Consider the following 18,582-nt stretch of genomic DNA (forward strand, 5'->3'; position numbering starts at 1 on the left):
GGTTTTTGGCAACAAAAAATGACGTTTGGACACAATTAAAAGAGATTTTCGAGAGGAAAACCTTTTTTATTTTGTAGGTAGGGCAATACCTCTCCGAGAGAAGATGAACTGTCAGACTAGTCATTTTTCAAAAAGTTCATCTTTTTTGAAAAAAAATTATGGATGAACGCTTAAGGGTGAACACGCACACTCGGGTATGGGGACCCACTATATATAGTGGGTGCACGCCAACGCTGAGCGCCGGTGTAGAATCCGAGGTTGTCCTTTAGCACTTGCTTTTTACCATTTCGACCCCGTCTCGGGTTTTCAACCGTTGTCATTTGTTGCGAACTTTATGGATTCCTTTGCCAAGGAAACTCTTCCGATATCACTCGAAGAAGAAATGCGCCGCAGTTATCTCGATTATGCAATGAGCGTAATCGTAGGGCGCGCCCTCCCGGATGTCCGGGACGGTCTCAAGCCTGTTCATCGCCGCGTTTTATTCGCGATGCACGAACTCAATAATGACTGGAACCGTGCCTACAAAAAATCTGCGCGTATCGTCGGTGATGTCATTGGTAAATATCACCCGCATGGTGATCAGGCCGTCTACGACACCATCGTTCGCATGGCGCAGGATTTTTCGCTGCGCTATATGCTGGTGGATGGTCAGGGTAACTTCGGTTCCGTCGACGGCGACAGTGCTGCAGCGATGCGATACACCGAGATCCGTCTGGCAAAAATTGCGCACGAATTATTGGCAGACATCGATCAGGAAACGGTTGACTTCGGACCGAACTACGATGGTAGTGAAAATGAGCCTTTGCTCTTGCCTTCGCGTTTGCCAAACCTGCTTGTCAACGGTAGCTCCGGTATCGCGGTAGGCATGGCCACCAACATTCCGCCACACAATCTGGCGGAAGTGATTGACGGTTGTCTGTATTGTTTGCGCAATCCTGAGTGCACAGTCGATGAACTGATCGAGCTCATTCCCGCGCCAGACTTCCCAACAGGCGGCATTATTTACGGCATCGTCGGCGTGCGCGAGGGATATCGCACAGGTCGCGGGCGCGTGATCATGCGCGCGAAAACACACTTCGAGGATATTGGTAACAACCGCCAATCCATCGTGGTCGATGCGCTGCCTTATCAGGTCAATAAAAAGACCTTGCAAGAGCGCATTGCCGAGCTTGTGAACGAAAAGAAAGTCGAGGGGATCTCCGATATCCGCGACGAGTCCGATAAAGACGGCATGCGTCTGGTGATTGAACTCAAGCGTGGCGAGGTGCCAGAAGTCATTCTGAATAACCTCTATAAGCACACGCAGCTCCAGGATACTTTTGGTATGAACCTGGTGGCGCTGGTTGATGGTCAGCCGCGATTGCTCAATCTCAAGCAAATGGTGGAGTATTTCCTGTCCCACCGTCGCGAGGTTGTGACACGCCGTACTGTATTCCAGTTGCGAAAGGCCCGTGAGCGTGGTCATGTTCTCGAGGGCTTGGCTGTCGCGTTGGCGAACATCGACGAATTCATCGCGATTATCAAAGCGGCTCCAACGCCGCCAGTCGCGCGTCAGGACTTGATGGACAAATCCTGGGACTCTTCTTTGGTCCGGGAGATGCTCGCACGTGCAGATACTGAGGCTGTTGGCGGTCGTGGCGCATACCGACCCGACAACCTTCCAGAAGCTTACGGCCTGCAGGCCGATGGTCTGTATCGCTTAAGTGAAACGCAAGCTCAGGAAATCCTGAACATGCGCTTGCAGCGTTTGACCGGACTTGAGCAAGACAAAATCGTCAGTGAGTACAAGTCCGTGATGGAAACGATCCTGGACTTGCTGGATATTTTGGCCAAGCCAGAGCGCATCACTGTCATCATTAGCGAAGAACTCCAGGCGATCAAAACCGAGTTCTCGATCAATGCCAAGGACGCGCGACGTTCCGACATCGAACTGAATGCGACTGAACTGGATACTGAGGACTTGATTACACCGGCCGACATGGTCGTGACCTTGTCACATGGTGGCTATATCAAGAGCCAGCCCTTATCCGAGTATCGCGCGCAGCGCCGTGGTGGTCGTGGTAAACAGGCAACAGCCACCAAAGAGAACGACTGGATCGATCAGCTCTTTATCGCGAACACGCACGACTATCTGTTGTGCTTCTCCGATCGTGGCCGTGTCTATTGGCTCAAGGTCTGGGAGGTGCCACAAGGAACGCGTACTTCTCGCGGCAAGCCGATCGTCAATATGTTCCCCTTAGTGGATGGCGAAAAAATCACCGTTGTACTCCCGATCAAAGCCTTTAGCGACGATCAGACTGTATTCATGGCGACTTCGCGCGGTACTGTTAAGAAGACGCCTTTGTCGGATTTCTCCAATCCACGCAAGGCCGGCATTATTGCAGTCGATCTCGATGAGGGTGACTTCCTGATTGGTGCCGAACTGACAGACGGCAAGCATGATGTCATGTTGTTCTCTGACTCTGGCAAAGCAGTTCGTTTTGATGAAAACGATGTGCGTCCGATGGGTCGCAACGCACGTGGTGTGCGCGGCATGATGCTCGAAGAAGGTCAGCAAGTGATCGCGATGCTAGTGTCGGGAGACGAGTCGCAAACGGTCTTGACCGCCACGCAAAATGGTTTCGGTAAGCGAACACCGATTGCGGAATACACGCGTCATGGACGTGGTACCAAGGGCATGATTGCGATTCAGACCTCTGCGCGAAACGGCAAAGTCGTGGGTGCTGTATTGGCCAATGCGACTGACGAGATCATGTTGATCACAACAGGTGGTGTGCTGGTCCGTACGCGTGTCGCTGAAATTCGCGAGATGGGACGCGCAACGCAAGGTGTCACGCTGATTAGCGTTGACGACGGCAGCATGTTGTCTGGCGTGCGCAGAGTGGTTGAAAGTGACGCGGACGATGATGCGCCACTGGACGCGGCATCCGAAACAAATCCGGATAACACCTCTACAGATGCCCCTGGCGAGGCTGGATCGGAGTCTTAAACATGGCGCGCCCCTGGAATTTTTCTGCAGGGCCGTCCGCGATGCCTGAGTCCGTGCTCAGGCAGGCTGCGGCGGAAATGTTGGACTGGCGTGGCTCAGGCATGTCCGTCATGGAAATGAGTCATCGCGGCAAACAGTTCGTGGAAATCTGTTCTCAGGCCGAGGCGGATTTGCGCGAGCTGCTTGAGGTCCCTGAACATTACGCTGTGCTGTTCATGCAGGGCGGCGCGACCGCTGAAAATGCGATCATCCCGTTGAATCTACTCGGTCGCGCGGCTCAACCCAAAGCGGATTTTGTGATTAGTGGCATTTGGGCAAAAAAGTCACTCGAAGAGTGTCGTCGTTATGGCGATGCGCAAGTCGCTGCGACCAATGCCGTCGAGACCGTGATAGATGGGCGCACGCAAGGCCCGTCAACCTGGTTACCCGAGACTTCGTCTTGGCGGGTGCGACCTGATGCGGCCTATCTGCATGTGTGCAGCAATGAAACCATTGGTGGTGTGGAAACGATGGCATGGCCTGACATGGCCGATCTTGGCGCACCCGATGTCCCGCTGGTGGTTGATGCTTCATCGCATTTTTTATCACGCCCGATGCCTGTTGCCAAAACCGGTATGATTTTTGCAGGTGCCCAGAAAAATGCGGGTCCTGCGGGTTTGACTGTGGTGATTGTGCGTCGTGATTTGATCGGACATGCTCTGGCTATTTGTCCCTCGGCTTTTGATTACGCGAATGTTGCACGTGAAAAATCCATGTACAACACGCCTCCGACTTTCGCGATTTACATCGCAGGCCTTGTATTTAAATGGCTTAAGGAGCAGGGCGGGTTAGCCGCGATTGAGCAGCAAAATATCGCCAAAGCGACCATGCTGTATAACTATTTTGATCAGAGTCGTTTCTATTCTGTTCCGGTTCATCCTTCAGTGCGCTCAAGGATGAACGTCCCGTTTTTCTTGCCCGACACTGCGCTTGAGTCGGCCTTCCTAGCTGGCGCCGAGGCGCGAGGATTGATGCAGCTGAAGGGACACAAAAGCGTGGGTGGCATGCGTGCGTCAATTTATAACGCCATGCCACTCGAAGGTGTCGTCGCTCTCATCGATTATCTCAAGGACTTCGAGCGCTCTCATGGATGAGTCATTGCAAGCCCAGCTGTTACCTCTGCGTCAACGAATCGATCAAATCGACGCTGAAATTCTTGATTTGCTCAATAAGCGCGCAAAAACCGCTCAAGAAGTAGGAGAGGTCAAACACGCACATCATGCTGAAGGTCCTGTTCTTCGGCCCGAGCGTGAGGCCCAGGTGATTCGGCAATTGCAACATCTCAATCGTGGGCCTTTCCCCAGCGAGGCCGTGGCCTCTGTCTGGACAGAGATCATCTCGGCTTGTCGAGGTCTCGAGCAATCATTGACTGTCGCTTTTCTTGGACCCGCTGGCTCCTTTTCCGAGCAAGCTGCGTTTGAGCATTTTGGACGCTCTGTGAAGGGTTTACCTTGCCCATCATTTGATGAGGTGTTTCGCTCCGTAGAAGCGGGTGCTGCCCAAGTTGGCATGGTGCCAGTCGAAAACTCGACCGAGGGTGCGGTCAATCGCACACTGGACCTGCTGTTGGGTTCCTCGCTGCGGATTCTGGGCGAGCGATCGCTCTTGATCAAACATTGTTTGTTGTCCAAAACCGGCAATATGCAGGGTGTGACCAAAATTTTGGCCCATCCTCAGGCGCTGGCGCAATGTCAAAACTGGCTCAATCGAGAGTATCCAGGCATTCCCCGTGAGCCTGTCTCCAGCAATTCAGAGGCTGCCCGCTTAGCCTCGCTCGATCCAACGATCGCGGCGATCGCCAGTGATGTTGCCGCGCAGACTTGGGGTCTCGAGGTAGTCGCGCTCGGTATTCAGGATGATTCGCAAAACAGAACCCGGTTTCTGGCCATCGGCAAACTCGATATTTTGCCGAGTGGACGCGATAAAACAAGTTTGATCCTTGCCGTACCCAATCGCGCAGGTGCCGTTTACCAGATGTTGTCACCCCTGTCTGAAAATGGCGTGTCGATGACGCGATTCGAGTCGCGTCCGGCGCGCACAGGGCAGTGGGAGTACTACTTTTATGTTGACATAGAGGGACATTGCGAGGATCCGCGCGTCAAGAAAGCGCTGGCGGCTCTGGAGTCCCAATGTGCCTTCTACAAATTGTTAGGCTCATATCCGGCACAATAGTTTTCACAATCCCGCTTCGTTGGTGTCCCCATCATGTCCGCTCAAGACTCTGTATTGATTCCGCCGCCACATATCGCTGCGATCGCCCCTTATCAGGCCGGCAAGCCCATCGAAGAGCTTGCGCGCGAGTTTGGCCTTGATCCGTCCGGTATCGTGAAACTGGCTTCTAATGAAAACCCGCTCGGGATGCCCGAGTCAGCGCGACGCGCGATTTCGGATGCCGTCGCCGGCTTGGGCCGTTATCCGGACCCAGCAGGCTTTGACCTCAAAAAAGCGTTGTCCGAACGTTACGGGGTTCCACAGAATTGGCTGACTTTGGGAAATGGCTCTAACGATATCCTTGAGCTAGTGGCCTCCGCATTGCTCGAGCCTGGAAGCTCGGTTGTTTATTCGCAATTCGCCTTTGTGGTCTATCGGCTTGCGACACAAGCGCGTGGTGCCCAGCACATTGTGGTGCCCGCTAAAGATCACGGCCATGATTTGCCTGCCATGCTTGAGGCCATCCGGGACAATACAAGATTGGTCTTCATTGCCAACCCCAACAATCCGACCGGGACTTATTTGTCCAATGACTCGATCGAGTCATTTCTGGCCGCTGTGGCAAAGCGTCATGGCACACGTGTGACGGTCGTGCTTGACGAGGCGTATAACGAGTTCCTTGAACCTGAGCTGCGTGTCGACAGCATCGGACTGGTCAAACGTTATCCCAACTTGCTGGTCTCCAGAAGCTTCTCTAAAGCATATGGGCTGGCAGGCTTACGCGTGGGCTTTGGTGTGGCACAGCCTGTGCTGACAGATTTGCTCAATCGCGTGCGACAACCCTTTAACGTCAATTCACTCGCACAGGCTGCCGCAATTGCCGCGCTGGGCGATCAAAAGTTTCTTGCAGAAAGCTTCGAAGTCAACCGTGCAGGGAAAGCGCAGTTGCAAAGCGCGTTTGAAAAACTCGGCTTGACTTATCTGCCCAGCTACGCCAATTTTGTATTGGTCAAGGTCGGAGATGCTGCACACGTCAATCTCGAGTTGCTCAAGCGTGGCGTGATTGTGCGCCCCGTCAAGGGGGATGGTTTACCAGAGTGGTTGCGCGTATCGATTGGTTTGCCACAGGAAAATCAAAAGTTTATCGATGCCTTGACGGTCGTCATGAAACAGTTAGCCCCATGAGCGGATTCAAGATCTCTACCGTTGCGATCATTGGTGTTGGTTTGATTGGCGGATCCTTTGCGGCTGCTCTCAAGCAAGCGGGCGCTGTGGGTACGGTACTCGGCGCCGGGCGACGCCCGGAAACGTTGAAAGAAGCTGCTCGTTTGGGCTTGATTGACGAGATCGTCAGCTACAAGGACGCGGCGCAGCGAGCAGATTTGATTTTTGTTGCGGCACCCGTTGGCGCGTTTGAGGCGATTTTCAAAGAACTGGCGCCTTGGCTCGGACCCAAGACCATTATCACGGATGGTGGCAGCACCAAGCAAAACGTGATCGAAGCGGCACGAAATGGATTGCAGTCACGCATTGCACAGTTTGTTCCGGGGCACCCGATGGCGGGTTCGCATGAAAAAGGTCCTCAGGCTGCAGATGCTCAGCTTTATGCGGGTCGACGTGTCATGCTGACACCTTTGGTTGAGAATCATCCCCAGGATGTCGAGACTGTTCGCGCAGCTTGGCAGGCTTGCGGCGCCAATGTGGTGTCGATCGATCCTTCCCAGCATGATGGGGTGGTTGCCGCGATTAGTCATCTGCCCCATTGGGTGGCCGCTTTATTCATGGAGTACATCACGCATAGCGATGATGCCGCACTCAAACTTCAGACTGCAGGCTCGGGCTTCCGGGACTTTACGCGTGTCGCGCAAGGCTCTGCAGAAATGTGGCGTGACATTTTTATTGCGAATCGCCCCGCAATGCTTGCGGAACTGCAGGCGATGAAGGCTGTTTTCGAACGTGCCGAACACGCGCTGCGAGAAAACGATGCGCAATGGCTGGAAAACATGCTGGATCATGCATCAAAAGCGCGACGTGACTGGCAGGATCTTGGATCATGAGTCGTCTAGAGTATTTGGATCTTCCTTCGGCCAAACATGCTCAAGGCGTTGTGACGCTTCCCGGATCGAAAAGTATTTCAAACCGTGTGTTGTTGCTGTCTGCGTTGGCTCAAGGCACGACCCGGATTGAGGGTTTGCTGGAGTCTGATGACACAGCCGTCATGTTGGCTGCGCTCAAGCAGCTCGGTGTGCAGCTCGATCAACATTCCGCACATTCCGTCAGCGTGACGGGTGTCTCGCCTTTCCCTGTCAAGCACGCACAACTCTTTATGGGAAATGCTGGCACGGCGATTCGTCCTTTGACGGCCGCGCTCGCGGTGATGGGCGGGCATTACACACTTTCGGGCGTGCCGCGCATGCATGAGCGCCCCATCGGTGACCTGGTCGAAGGTTTGCGCGAGATGGGTGCGCACATTCATTATCTTGGTCAATCTGGCTATCCGCCCATTGAAATCCTTGAGTCCGCTCACCTGAGCGACCGCGTACGCGTTCAGGGTTCGGTCTCGAGTCAGTTTCTGACAGCCGTCCTGATGGCTGCACCGCTTGCGGTGGCGCGTTCGGGGCGGGCACTGACTGTGGAAGTGATCGGTGAACTGATTTCAAAACCCTATATTGAAATCACTCTGAATTTAATGGCACGCTATGGTGTCAAGGTTGAGCGACAGGGATGGCAACAATTTGTCATCCACGCCGATGCGGTCTACCGGTCGCCGGGCAATATTTTTGTTGAGGGTGACGCCTCTTCGGCCTCGTATTTTTTAGCCTTGGGCGCGATTGGTGGCGGACCCGTGCGGGTGGTCGGAGTGGGGGCGCAAAGCATTCAGGGGGATGTCGCGTTTGCCGATGTCGTCCAGGCTATGGGGGCACAGGTTTCGCGGGAGGAGTCTGCGATTGAGGTGTCGGGTATCAATGTGGCCAAGGGCCAAAAACTCAAGGCGTTCGATACGGATTTCAATCTGATCCCTGATGCGGCCATGACAGCGGCGGCACTCGCTTTGTTTGCGGATGGTCCTTGCACCCTGCGAAATATCGCGAGCTGGCGGGTGAAAGAAACGGATCGTATTCATGCGATGGAAACCGAGCTGCGCAAGCTCGGTGCGCGCGCGGAGAGTGGGCCTGACTGGCTCCGGGTATTTCCCGTGGAGCCTGGTCAATGGCGGGATGCAGCGATCGATACGTATGATGATCACCGTGTGGCCATGTGTTTTTCTCTCGCCGCTTTTGGTCAGTCGCGTGTGCGGATCATGGACCCCGGCTGTGTGAGCAAAACATTCCCCACCTATTTTGATGTACTGAGCGGTCTGTTGAAATGAGCCATCCCGTACCCGTAATTACGATCGACGGTCCAACTGCCTCGGGCAAGGGTACGGTGGCGCATCGCGTCGCCCAAGCCTTGGGATGGCACGTCCTGGATAGCGGTGCCTTGTACCGTCTGACTGCACTTGCAGTCATTCAGAAAGATATTGATCCAGACGATGCCGAAGCTGTCGCGCACGTGGCTCAGAACCTGCAGGTCGAGTTTCATCCCGAGGGTGTCCGATTAGACAAACTGGAGGCCTCTGAGTTGATTCGTCAGGAACAAGTCGGGAACCTGGCCTCCAGACTGGCGCCCAATCCGCTGCTGCGGGCTGCTTTACTCGGGCGCCAAAGGGCATTTCGACAGGCGCCAGGCCTGGTGGCAGATGGCCGGGACATGGGTACGATTGTTTTTCAGGATGCTCAATTAAAGATATTCTTGGTTGCAGATGTCCAGGCGCGCGCCCAGAGAAGATGTAAGCAATTGATCGAAAAGGGAATTTCTGCTAATCTAAAAGACCTGCTCGCGGATATGCGAGAGCGAGATGCGCGTGATATCGAGCGTGCGGTCGCTCCACTCTTACCTGCACAGGATGCACATGTCGTTGATTCGTCGAATCTGACGATTGATCAGACTGTGCAAAGCATCCTTGACCTGTGGTCAAGGGTTTAACCACTCCACCCGAATAGGGTGTGTTACCGGCTCCAAAGGCCAACTGGACCTTCCGTACATGTCAACTCAACAAACCTCAACCCAAGCCGGCGAAAGTTTTGCCGCGCTGTTTGCAGAAAGTATCCAGAAACAGGATATGAAGTCCGGCGAAGTGATTTCCGCCGAAGTCGTCCGTATCGACCACAACTTTGTCGTCGTGAACGCGGGCTTGAAATCAGAAGCACTGATTCCCCTCGAAGAATTCCTCAATGATCAGGGCGAGCTCGAAGTCAAACCTGGCGACTTTGTCTCTGTCGCGATTGACTCGCTCGAAAATGGCTACGGTGATACCGTGCTGTCCCGTGATCGCGCCAAGCGCCTGTCCGCATGGCTGTCGCTCGAGCAGTCGCTCGACAAGAACGAACTGGTCACAGGTACCATCACTGGCAAAGTCAAAGGCGGTCTGACTGTCATGACTGCAGGCATCCGTGCCTTCTTGCCTGGTTCCCTCGTCGACTTGCGTCCTGTCAAGGACACGACGCCTTTCGAAGGCAAGACCATGGAATTCAAGGTCATCAAGCTTGATCGCAAGCGTAACAACGTTGTGTTGTCACGTCGTGCGGTGCTTGAGGCCAGCATGGGCGAAGAGCGTCAGAAACTTCTGGAAAACCTCCAGGAAGGCTCGATCGTCAAGGGCGTCGTCAAGAACATCACCGACTACGGCGCGTTCGTCGACCTCGGCGGTATCGATGGTTTGCTGCACATCACCGACATGGCATGGCGTCGTGTGCGTCACCCTTCAGAAGTCTTGACCGTTGGTCAGGAAGTCGAAGCCAAAGTCCTGAAGTTCGATCAGGAAAAGAGCCGTGTTTCCTTGGGCGTCAAGCAGCTTGGCGAAGATCCATGGGTGGGTCTGGCTCGTCGTTACCCACAGGGTACGCGTCTGTTCGGTAAGGTCACGAACCTCACCGATTACGGTTCATTCGTTGAAGTTGAAGCAGGAATTGAAGGTCTGGTTCACGTTTCAGAAATGGATTGGACCAACAAGAACGTTGATCCACGCAAGGTCGTGACACTTGGCGAAGAAGTCGAAGTCATGGTTCTCGAAATCGACGAAGACCGTCGCCGTATCTCTCTGGGCATGAAGCAGTGCCGTCAGAACCCATGGGAAGAGTTTGCTTCCAACTTCAAGCGTGGCGACAAGGTTCGCGGTGCGATCAAGTCCATCACAGACTTTGGCGTGTTCGTGGGTCTGCCTGGTGGCATCGACGGCTTGGTTCACCTCTCCGATCTGTCATGGACCGAGACAGGCGAAGAGGCTGTGCGCAACTTCAAGAAAGGCGACGAGCTTGACGCAGTCGTTCTGGGCATCGACACAGACAAGGAGCGTATCTCCCTGGGTGTGAAGCAGCTTGAAGGCGACCCATTCAATAACTTCGTAGGCACCTACGACAAGGGCGCTGTTGTGCCTGGTACGGTCAAAGCAGTTGAGCCCAAGGGCGCAACTGTGACGTTGTCACACGAGGTCGAAGGCTTCCTTCGCGCTTCCGAGATCGCGACCGGACGTGTCGAAGATGCAACGACAGCTCTGAAAGTCGGTGACAACATCGAAGCCATGATTATCAACGTCGATCGCAAAACACGTTCGATTCAGTTGTCGATCAAGGCGCGCGATACCGCCGAAACAGCTGACACGATGCAGCGTATGACTGAAGCAAGCGCTTCTTCGGGCACAACAAACCTGGGCGCATTGCTCAAGGCTAAGCTCGACCAAGCACGCGACACTGAATAAACCCAGTGACTAAGTCAGAACTCATCGCTGCACTGGCGGCCCGCTATTCCCAGCTGGCCGCTCGTGACACCGACTACGCGGTTAAAACCGTCCTCGACGCGATGACCCAGGCTTTGGCCGAGGGTCAGCGCATCGAGATTCGCGGATTTGGCAGCTTTTCGTTGTCCGAACGTGCGCCAAGAGTCGGGCGCAACCCCAAATCCGGTGAACAAGTGCTGGTGCCTGGCAAACAGGTCCCTCACTTCAAAGCTGGCAAGGAGTTGCGCGAGCGTGTGGATTTAAATGAAGATCAGGCCGGGGCTGTAGCCGGCTAGTTCGAAACCGCCGAATAGGCGGTTTTTTTATGCTTCTAGCACTTTGGGCGCTTACAATCGTCTTTTGCATATTGGAGGATCAGCCATGCGCTATTTTGTTTGGGCCTTGCGCCTGATCGTTTTTCTTGCAGTGCTGATGTTCGCACTCAAAAATACGAACCCTGTCTCTGTGGCCTTCATCGAAGGTGTCTCGATTCCGAACGTGCCCCTGATCGTTGTCATGCTGTCGACCTTTGTTTTAGGAACGATTTTCGGTCTGCTCCTAACGGTACCGCCCGCTTTGAGACGTCGCCGTGAGCTGGCAAAACTTCGCAAAGAACTCGAAAAACTTCAAACTGCGACAGGTCCGCAGAGTCAGGCGGGATTGTCTCCCGATGCCTTGTTGCCGTTGTCGCCTTTATAAGCATTGTGCTGTGCCAAGGGCGCGGCGAAATATTGATCTTTCTGGAACCTGATTGTGGATTTTGAAGCCTGGTGGCTGATATTCTTGCCGTTATTGTTCGCCCTTGGGTGGATGGCGGCTCGTTTTGATATCAAGCAGATGTTATCCGAGACCCGCAACCTTCCGGACTCCTATTTCCGCGGACTGAATTTTTTATTGAACGAAGAGCCCGATCGTGCGATCGATGCTTTTGTCGAGGTTGCCAAGCTCGACCCCGAAACAACGGAGCTGCACTTTGCGTTGGGCAGTCTTTTCCGTCGCCGCGGTGAAATGGAGCGTGCGATCCGGGTGCATCAAAGCCTCTTGTTTCGCGAAGACCTTCCGATCGCCCAGCGCGATCATGCGCAACACGAGCTGGCGCAGGACTATTTGAAAGCGGGCATGCTGGATCGTGCTGAAGAGGCCTTTTCCGTCCTCAAGGATACGAGCTTTGCTTTGCCGGCTTTGCGTGCGTTGATCCGCATTTACGAGTCCGAACATGACTGGGCGCGCGCGATCACGGCAGTGCAAACACTCAGAAAGTTGGTAGATGAGCCCGTACCGCAGTTGGTGCACTATCACTGCGAACAGGCTCAGGCCCATTTGGCCGAGAAGCCTCCCAATATTGAGCAGGCACGCGCAGCACTCGCGTTAGCCGAGCGCGCTGTGGATCAAGCTCAAATGAGCGGACCCACCCCTGCATTTGTTCGCGTGTCGATGCTCAATGCAGGGATTGCCGCATCATTACAAGATCTCAAGCAACAGCAATACTTTCTGGAGTCTGTCCTCAATCAGGCACCTGAGTTTGCCGGCTTGATTGCGGCCGAGCTCTTTGATAACTACATTGCCCAAGGACAGGCCGCCAAGGGACTGCAGCGACTGCAAGAGCATTACCAGCAGCATCCTTCGCTAGATTTATTCAACGTGGTGTTCAGAGGTTTGCGCGCGCAGCAAGGCGTCGAGCAGGCATGGACGTTTGCCAGACAAGCTTTACAGCTGCATCCATCCCTACTCGGGCTGGACCGTTTACTCGAGGCCGAGTTAGCGCAAAAGCCCGGTGCGGAGCAGGGCGCAACACAAAGCCCCATTCCCGGCGCGGATCTGACACTCTTGCGCAGGCTGATCAATCGGCATACGCAGCGTCTGGATCGGTATATTTGTAGCGCGTGCGGCTTTCAGGCGCGCAGTTATTACTGGCAATGTCCAGGTTGTAACGCCTGGGAGACATACAAACCACGTAGATTGGAAGAGCTGGAATGAGTCATTTTCCTAAAGAGGCAGCTACGCGAGCAAGAATCCTTGTCGTGGGGGACATCATGCTTGATCGCTATTGGTTTGGCGAAGTCGAGCGTATCTCTCCCGAAGCGCCAGTGCCGGTTGTGCGGGTGGTTAAGCGCGAGGATCGTTTAGGCGGTGCCGCGAACGTGGCGCGCAATATCGTGGCACTTGGCGCGCAAGTCACGCTCGCAGGCTTCATCGGAGAAGATGAGGCCGCGCTGAGTGTGCGTCACTTGCTATCCGAGGCGGGTATTCAAGCCCACATGATCACGGATGACGCTCATCCGACGACGCTCAAAATGCGTGTGCTAGGTCATCGACAGCAGTTGTTACGGATTGATTTTGAGGAGAAGCCGACACCTGCTCTTCTCAATGCTTTGCGGGATCAGGCTGAAAGTTTGTTGTCTGGACATGATGTGCTGGTGTTGTCTGATTATGCAAAGGGCGCTCTTGCGCAGGTAGAGTTACTGATTGAAATGGCGCGTCAAAAAGGCTTGCCTGTACTGGTCGACCCTAAGGGTACGGACTATCAGCGATATCGTGGTGCGACACTCGTGACACCGAATCGTAGCGAGATGCAGCAGGCAGTCGGTGCTTGGAGTTCCGAGCAGGAACTCACTGATCGGGCCCAGGCATTACGCGCAGAGCTAAAACTCGAAGCATTGCTCGTGACGCGATCAGAGCAAGGGATGACGCTTTTCACAGAGAAAGGGCGTGAGCATGTCGAGGCCCAGGCTCATGAAGTATTCGATGTTTCAGGTGCGGGCGATACGGTACTCGCCACGCTCGCTGTCATGCGCGCGGTCGGTGCGCCATGGTCGAACGCAATGTATTGGGCGAATCGGGCCGGTGGTATCGTAGTGGGTAAATTAGGTACGTCCATTGTCACAGCAGGAGAACTTTCATGATCATCGTCACCGGCGCAGCAGGTTTTATTGGCAGCAATATTGTGCGCGGACTGAATCAGCGTGGAATCACGAGTATCCTGGCTGTCGACGATTTGACTGACGGGGACAAGTTCGTCAATTTGGTGGGTGCACAGATTGCCGATTACATGCATAAGGATGACTTTCGCCGACGTGTCTTGGATGGATTTTTGCCAGGGATCCGTGCTGTTTTTCATCAGGGAGCATGCTCCGACACAACGGAGCGTGATGGTCGTTTCATGATGGACAATAACTATCGTGTCACGCTGGAGTTGTTCGAGTATTGTCAGTCGCACAAGGTACCCTTCATTTACGCTTCATCGGCAGCCGTATACGGTGCAGGCCCCGTGTATGTCGAAAGTCTCGAAAACGAGCGTCCGCTGAATGTCTACGGCTATTCCAAATTTCTTTTCGATCAGGTCGTGCGTGCGCGGGCGCAATCCCTCACGGCTCAAGTTGTTGGCCTGCGTTATTTCAATGTCTATGGTCCTCAGGAGCAGCACAAGGGTCGAATGGCTTCGGTCGCCTTCCACAATATGAATCAATTCCTCTCGGAGGGCTATGTCCGTTTGTTTGGAGGATGGGATGGCTATCCCGACGGTGGACAGATGCGTGATTTCATCTCTGTGCATGATGTGGTCGATGTGAATTTACATTTTCTGGATCATCCTAAAACCTCCGGTATTTTTAATTGTGGTACTGGGCGCGCACAGCCTTTTAATGATGTCGCTGCGGCGGTCGTGAACGCGATGCGCGGTATTCAGGGCAAAGCCGCTTTGACTCTGGAAGATCTCGTCAAACAGGGATTGTTGCGCTATGACAGCTTTCCAGATGATTTAAAAGGTCGTTATCAGAGTTACACCCAAGCGGATGTTTCGGCTTTGCGTCGAGCAGGTTTTACCTCCCCGATGCGTGATGTTGAAACAGGCGTTTCGGAGTATGTTCGACAATTGCACGCCCCCCCAAGCTGAGCTTTGACGGATACTTGCGCGAAACCCGCATGGATGAATTGCGAGTTTTGAATCCACCTCGTTTGGTTTGCCCGTCAAGATAGTGCTCAATCAACTGACCTATTTCTGGTCTTTCGGTTGACCCAATCTCACGGAGCAAACCCCTCATGAATCCTTTCCTAAAAGATCCAGTCGCTCAGCCTCTTGACGCGCTTGAACCCAGTCATTGGCGTGCACCACAGAAGCGACAACGCACCTCGACGATCGCCAGACACACTTCTGTGGCCATGATGGCTGCGGGTCTGACAGTTGGTTTGTCTGCTCAGGCAATGGATGTGAACACTGCCTCTGCTACGCAGCTTGAAAGTTTGCGGGGTATCGGCCCTCGTACAGCCAAAATGATCGTGCATGAGCGGACTCGGGCGGGGGCCTTTGTCTCGCTGGAAGATTTGTCCGAGCGTGTGCGGGGTCTTGGTCTTCGTCGCGTTCGCGCTTTGCGTCAGGCTGGCTTGGAGGTCAGACCTGCAAAATCAGGGAATACGGTCGCTGCGGAGCTGACTGGAGCTCTATCTGAGTTCTCAGTCGATCCTAAAACGATGAACCGAAAGTCGCCCGCAACGTTTGCCAAACCTGAAATTATTTCCCCATAATTTTTCTTGTTAGACAAAGTGGAGTTTGCGGACAGTTTCGAAGACTTTTGGGTATGATCAAGGCATATGAAAACTTATCCTACCGTCGAAAATACCGTTGGCAATACTCCACTCGTGCAGTTGCAGAGATTGCCGGGCTCCGTCGCGCGCGAGCGCGGAAATATTGTCCTTGGCAAGCTGGAGGGAAATAATCCCGCTGGCTCTGTCAAGGATCGTCCAGCCTTATCCATGATTCTGGGTGCTGAGGCCCGCGGCGAGATCAAGCCAGGCGACACCCTCATCGAAGCCACAAGCGGCAATACAGGAATTGCTTTGGCCATGACTGCGGCCATGCGTGGTTACAAAATGATATTGATCATGCCCGACAACCTCTCTGTCGAGCGACGCGCTTCCATGGCTGCATATGGAGCCAAGCTGATTTTGACACCCGCCAATCAAGGCGGGATGGAGCATGCGCGGGATCTTGCGATGCGCATGCAGTCAGAGGGACAGGGGAAAGTTTTGGATCAGTTTTCCAACCCGGACAATCCCCTGGCGCACTTCAAAACGACGGGGCCTGAGCTTTGGGAGCAGACAGAAGGTCGTATTACCCATTTTGTCAGTGCCATGGGCACGACTGGCACGATCATGGGTGTGTCGCGTTATCTGAAAAGTCGCAATCCTGCCATTACGATTGTCGGTGCCCAGCCTGCTGAAGGTTCGCAAATCGCCGGCATACGCAAATGGCCCGAGGCTTATTTACCGTCCATTTATGATCCATCACTCGTGGATCAGTTCGAGCTCATCGAGCAGAAAGACGCTGAAAACATGGCTCGTAGACTGGCTGCCGAAGAGGGCATCTGCGCCGGGGTGTCCGCAGCAGGGGCCTTGATCGCAGCATTGCGTGTTGCGCAGACAGCTCGCAATGCAACCATTGCGTTCATTGTGTGCGATCGCGGAGATCGCTATTTGTCCACGGGCCTGTTCGACGAAAAGACCTAACGATTTTCGAGAGCCTGAGCCAGGTCGGCCACTGAAGCGGCGTAAAAGTAACTGCGGTTGTATTGGGTGATCGCAAAGAAGTTTGGTGTGGCTGTCCGCAGCTCTACTTTTCCAGTCGCTTCTTCCGGCAAGTCGATGACGCCCAGCGGCCCGCGGGACCAAGCGGTTTCTTTTGCTCCTGGAGCGAGTTTGGCACCCGCCGCACGTAATTGCGGCCAGTCCAGATTCGGCTTGAGTCCACCATCGACGAGCTTATCCGCTGAGGCTGGAAGTGTGACAGGCGCAAAGACGGGTAACCCACGCTGCCAACCGTGCTCAACTAAAAAATTTGCGACGGAGACAATTGCGTCAGGCACGCTGTTAGACAAGTCGATCGTTTTGGCACCCGTGGCGCTGACAGCAAAGCGTTTGATGCTGCCTGGCATAAATTGCGGGATGCCAATGGCGCCCGCATAAGAGCCTTTGATGCTTCGCGCATCCAGGCGACCGGTCAAATCGAGCTCAATCAGATCGGCCAGTTGTCCGCGGAACATTGCGGCACGATCCGGACGTTTGGGGTCCGGATAGTCAAAGCCCAGAGAGGCCAGTGCGTCCAATACACGGAAATTACCTTGGCTTTTACCGTAGAGTGTTTCTACTCCGATGATGGCGGCGATGATGGATTGCGGAACCCCATAACGTTGCGCTGCGCGATCCAGTTCCGCAGCGTACTGCTGCATGAAGGCACGGCCTTGATTGATGCGGATGGGTTCAACAAAACGTCCCCGGTAACTGGCCCAGCTGCGTGGCACCTTCGGTTGTCCAGCGGCAGGCGGAGTCACGATACGAATCACGGTTGGGTTGTAGCGTGCGTCATCCACCAGGCTCAATACACCTGCTTCTGAGAGTTGTCTGGTCGACGCAAGTTCTTGACCAAATTGACGCAAGGCCGCCCGGCGCGTCGCAGCCGTGTGTCCACCTGCTGGAGTCGAACTGGTCAGTTGTTGATTTTTGGAGTCTTGGCGTTCGGATGTTTGCTGACTGTCAGGCTTGCCTGAGTTTTCTGCCGTTCCAGGTTTGGTTGGGGCTGAAGTCCCGGCACAGGCGCTGAGCATGACGGCCAAACAGCTGATTTGCAGAATACGACTCGACGCAGACATAAATTTTCCTTATTGGCGATAGTCGATATGATACTCAGTCGGACGCTGGTTTCACCGGTTCACGCGATTCTTTCACGTTGGCATAGGCACGGTTTCACAATCGCATAGGGGCTCGTCCCAGTACTTTCCCCTATATCCGGTAAAATCGTCTGCAATAGTGTCATTTAAATGCTTGATTTACCTCTGGAGATCGTTGGATGAAGGTGCTTGTGCCTGTAAAACGTGTCGTTGATTACAACGTCAAAGTACGCGTCAAATCGGATCAGTCGGGTGTCGATATCGCGAACGTCAAAATGTCGATGAATCCATTCGATGAGATCGCAGTCGAAGAAGCCACACGTCTCAAAGAGAAAGGCGCTGCGACAGAAATTATCGCAGTCTCTTGCGGTGTGGCACAGTGCCAAGAGACATTGCGTACGGCAATGGCGATCGGTGCGGATCGTGGCATTTTGGTCCAGACAGATGTGGAGTTGCAGCCTCTGGCAGTCGCCAAGCTCCTGAAGGTTCTGGTTGAAAAAGAGCAGCCACAGCTGGTGATTCTGGGTAAGCAGGCTATTGACGATGATGCGAATCAGACCGGTCAAATGCTGGCTGCATTGCTTGGTTGGTCCCAGGCGACATTTGCCAGCAAGGTTGAGCTCGGCGACGGCGTGGCGCGCGTGACCCGCGAAGTTGACGGTGGTCTTGAAACGCTTGAGCTCAAATTGCCCGCGATTGTGACAACCGACCTTCGCCTCAATGAGCCGCGCTACGTGACGCTGCCCAACATCATGAAAGCGAAGAAAAAACAGCTCGATACCGTGACCCCCCAGGATCTCGGTGTGGATGTCACGCCTCGTCTGAAAACGCTGAAAGTGGCGGAGCCCTCAGCGCGTTCGGCGGGCGTCAAAGTCCCCGATGTTGCCGCACTCGTCGATAAACTCAAGAACGAAGCCAAGGTGGTTTGA

Annotated in this window: 17 protein-coding genes; 16 read left to right on the plus strand and 1 reads right to left on the minus strand. The window is 54.2% G+C overall.

What is annotated here, in order from left to right; genetic code table 11:
- Positions 1 to 334 precede the first annotated feature (334 nt).
- From gyrA to cysM, 15 genes are all read left to right on the plus strand, one after another.
- Positions 335 to 2,989, plus strand: a complete 2,655-nt coding sequence (gene gyrA, locus QWY30_RS01905; protein WP_290237720.1) for a DNA gyrase subunit A — start codon at positions 335 to 337, stop codon at positions 2,987 to 2,989.
- Between the two features lie 2 nt (positions 2,990 to 2,991).
- Positions 2,992 to 4,122: a 3-phosphoserine/phosphohydroxythreonine transaminase gene (gene serC, locus QWY30_RS01910; RefSeq protein ID WP_290237722.1), complete on the plus strand. Its 1,131-nt coding sequence runs from the start codon at positions 2,992 to 2,994 to the stop codon at positions 4,120 to 4,122.
- Positions 4,115 to 5,200 (plus strand): prephenate dehydratase, encoded by a 1,086-nt coding sequence (pheA, locus tag QWY30_RS01915; RefSeq protein ID WP_290237724.1) that lies wholly within the window; start codon positions 4,115 to 4,117, stop codon positions 5,198 to 5,200. Before serC ends, pheA begins: the two co-directional genes overlap by 8 nt.
- Before the next feature lie 33 nt (positions 5,201 to 5,233).
- A complete protein-coding gene (gene hisC, locus QWY30_RS01920) occupies positions 5,234 to 6,364 on the plus strand; it encodes a histidinol-phosphate transaminase (protein WP_290237726.1) in 1,131 nt (376 codons plus the stop codon).
- Positions 6,361 to 7,236 (plus strand): prephenate dehydrogenase, encoded by an 876-nt coding sequence (locus QWY30_RS01925; RefSeq protein WP_290237727.1) that lies wholly within the window; start codon positions 6,361 to 6,363, stop codon positions 7,234 to 7,236. Before hisC ends, QWY30_RS01925 begins: the two co-directional genes overlap by 4 nt.
- Positions 7,233 to 8,549, plus strand: a complete 1,317-nt coding sequence (gene aroA, locus QWY30_RS01930) for a 3-phosphoshikimate 1-carboxyvinyltransferase (protein WP_290237729.1) — start codon at positions 7,233 to 7,235, stop codon at positions 8,547 to 8,549. Before QWY30_RS01925 ends, aroA begins: the two co-directional genes overlap by 4 nt.
- On the plus strand, positions 8,546 to 9,205 hold the full coding sequence (gene cmk, locus QWY30_RS01935; protein ID WP_290237731.1) for a (d)CMP kinase: 660 nt from the start codon (positions 8,546 to 8,548) through the stop codon (positions 9,203 to 9,205). The genes aroA and cmk overlap by 4 nt, the downstream gene beginning before the upstream one ends.
- Positions 9,206 to 9,263: 58 nt before the next feature.
- Entirely contained in the window at positions 9,264 to 10,976 is a 1,713-nt protein-coding gene (rpsA, locus tag QWY30_RS01940) for a 30S ribosomal protein S1 (protein ID WP_290199170.1), read from the plus strand.
- Between the two features lie 5 nt (positions 10,977 to 10,981).
- A complete protein-coding gene (locus tag QWY30_RS01945) occupies positions 10,982 to 11,290 on the plus strand; it encodes an integration host factor subunit beta (protein WP_290237733.1) in 309 nt (102 codons plus the stop codon).
- Between the two features lie 85 nt (positions 11,291 to 11,375).
- Positions 11,376 to 11,693: a LapA family protein gene (locus QWY30_RS01950; protein ID WP_290237735.1), complete on the plus strand. Its 318-nt coding sequence runs from the start codon at positions 11,376 to 11,378 to the stop codon at positions 11,691 to 11,693.
- Positions 11,694 to 11,747: 54 nt separating this feature from the next.
- Positions 11,748 to 12,971: a lipopolysaccharide assembly protein LapB gene (lapB, locus tag QWY30_RS01955; protein WP_290237736.1), complete on the plus strand. Its 1,224-nt coding sequence runs from the start codon at positions 11,748 to 11,750 to the stop codon at positions 12,969 to 12,971.
- Complete coding sequence (gene rfaE1 / locus QWY30_RS01960) at positions 12,968 to 13,897, plus strand: D-glycero-beta-D-manno-heptose-7-phosphate kinase (protein WP_290237738.1); 930 nt, start codon at positions 12,968 to 12,970, stop codon at positions 13,895 to 13,897. Before lapB ends, rfaE1 begins: the two co-directional genes overlap by 4 nt.
- Positions 13,894 to 14,886: an ADP-glyceromanno-heptose 6-epimerase gene (gene rfaD, locus QWY30_RS01965; protein WP_290237740.1), complete on the plus strand. Its 993-nt coding sequence runs from the start codon at positions 13,894 to 13,896 to the stop codon at positions 14,884 to 14,886. Before rfaE1 ends, rfaD begins: the two co-directional genes overlap by 4 nt.
- Positions 14,887 to 15,032: 146 nt before the next feature.
- Complete coding sequence (locus QWY30_RS01970; RefSeq protein WP_290237743.1) at positions 15,033 to 15,515, plus strand: ComEA family DNA-binding protein; 483 nt, start codon at positions 15,033 to 15,035, stop codon at positions 15,513 to 15,515.
- A gap of 66 nt (positions 15,516 to 15,581) precedes the next feature.
- The gene (gene cysM / locus QWY30_RS01975) at positions 15,582 to 16,496 is read left to right on the plus strand and encodes a cysteine synthase CysM (protein ID WP_290237745.1); all 915 of its coding nucleotides are present in this window, start codon (positions 15,582 to 15,584) and stop codon (positions 16,494 to 16,496) included.
- Here cysM and mltB read toward each other — a convergent pair.
- Positions 16,493 to 17,635: a lytic murein transglycosylase B gene (gene mltB, locus QWY30_RS01980; protein WP_290237746.1), complete on the minus strand. Its 1,143-nt coding sequence runs from the start codon at positions 17,633 to 17,635 to the stop codon at positions 16,493 to 16,495. The two genes, cysM and mltB, sit on opposite strands and share 4 nt — an antisense overlap.
- Positions 17,636 to 17,832: 197 nt before the next feature.
- On the opposite strand from mltB, the gene QWY30_RS01985 reads away from it, so the two are divergent.
- Positions 17,833 to 18,582: an electron transfer flavoprotein subunit beta/FixA family protein gene (locus tag QWY30_RS01985; RefSeq protein ID WP_290237748.1), complete on the plus strand. Its 750-nt coding sequence runs from the start codon at positions 17,833 to 17,835 to the stop codon at positions 18,580 to 18,582.

The sequence above is a fragment of the Zwartia panacis genome (genome assembly GCF_030410395.1).
Lineage (GTDB): Bacteria > Pseudomonadota > Gammaproteobacteria > Burkholderiales > Burkholderiaceae_B > Zwartia > Zwartia panacis.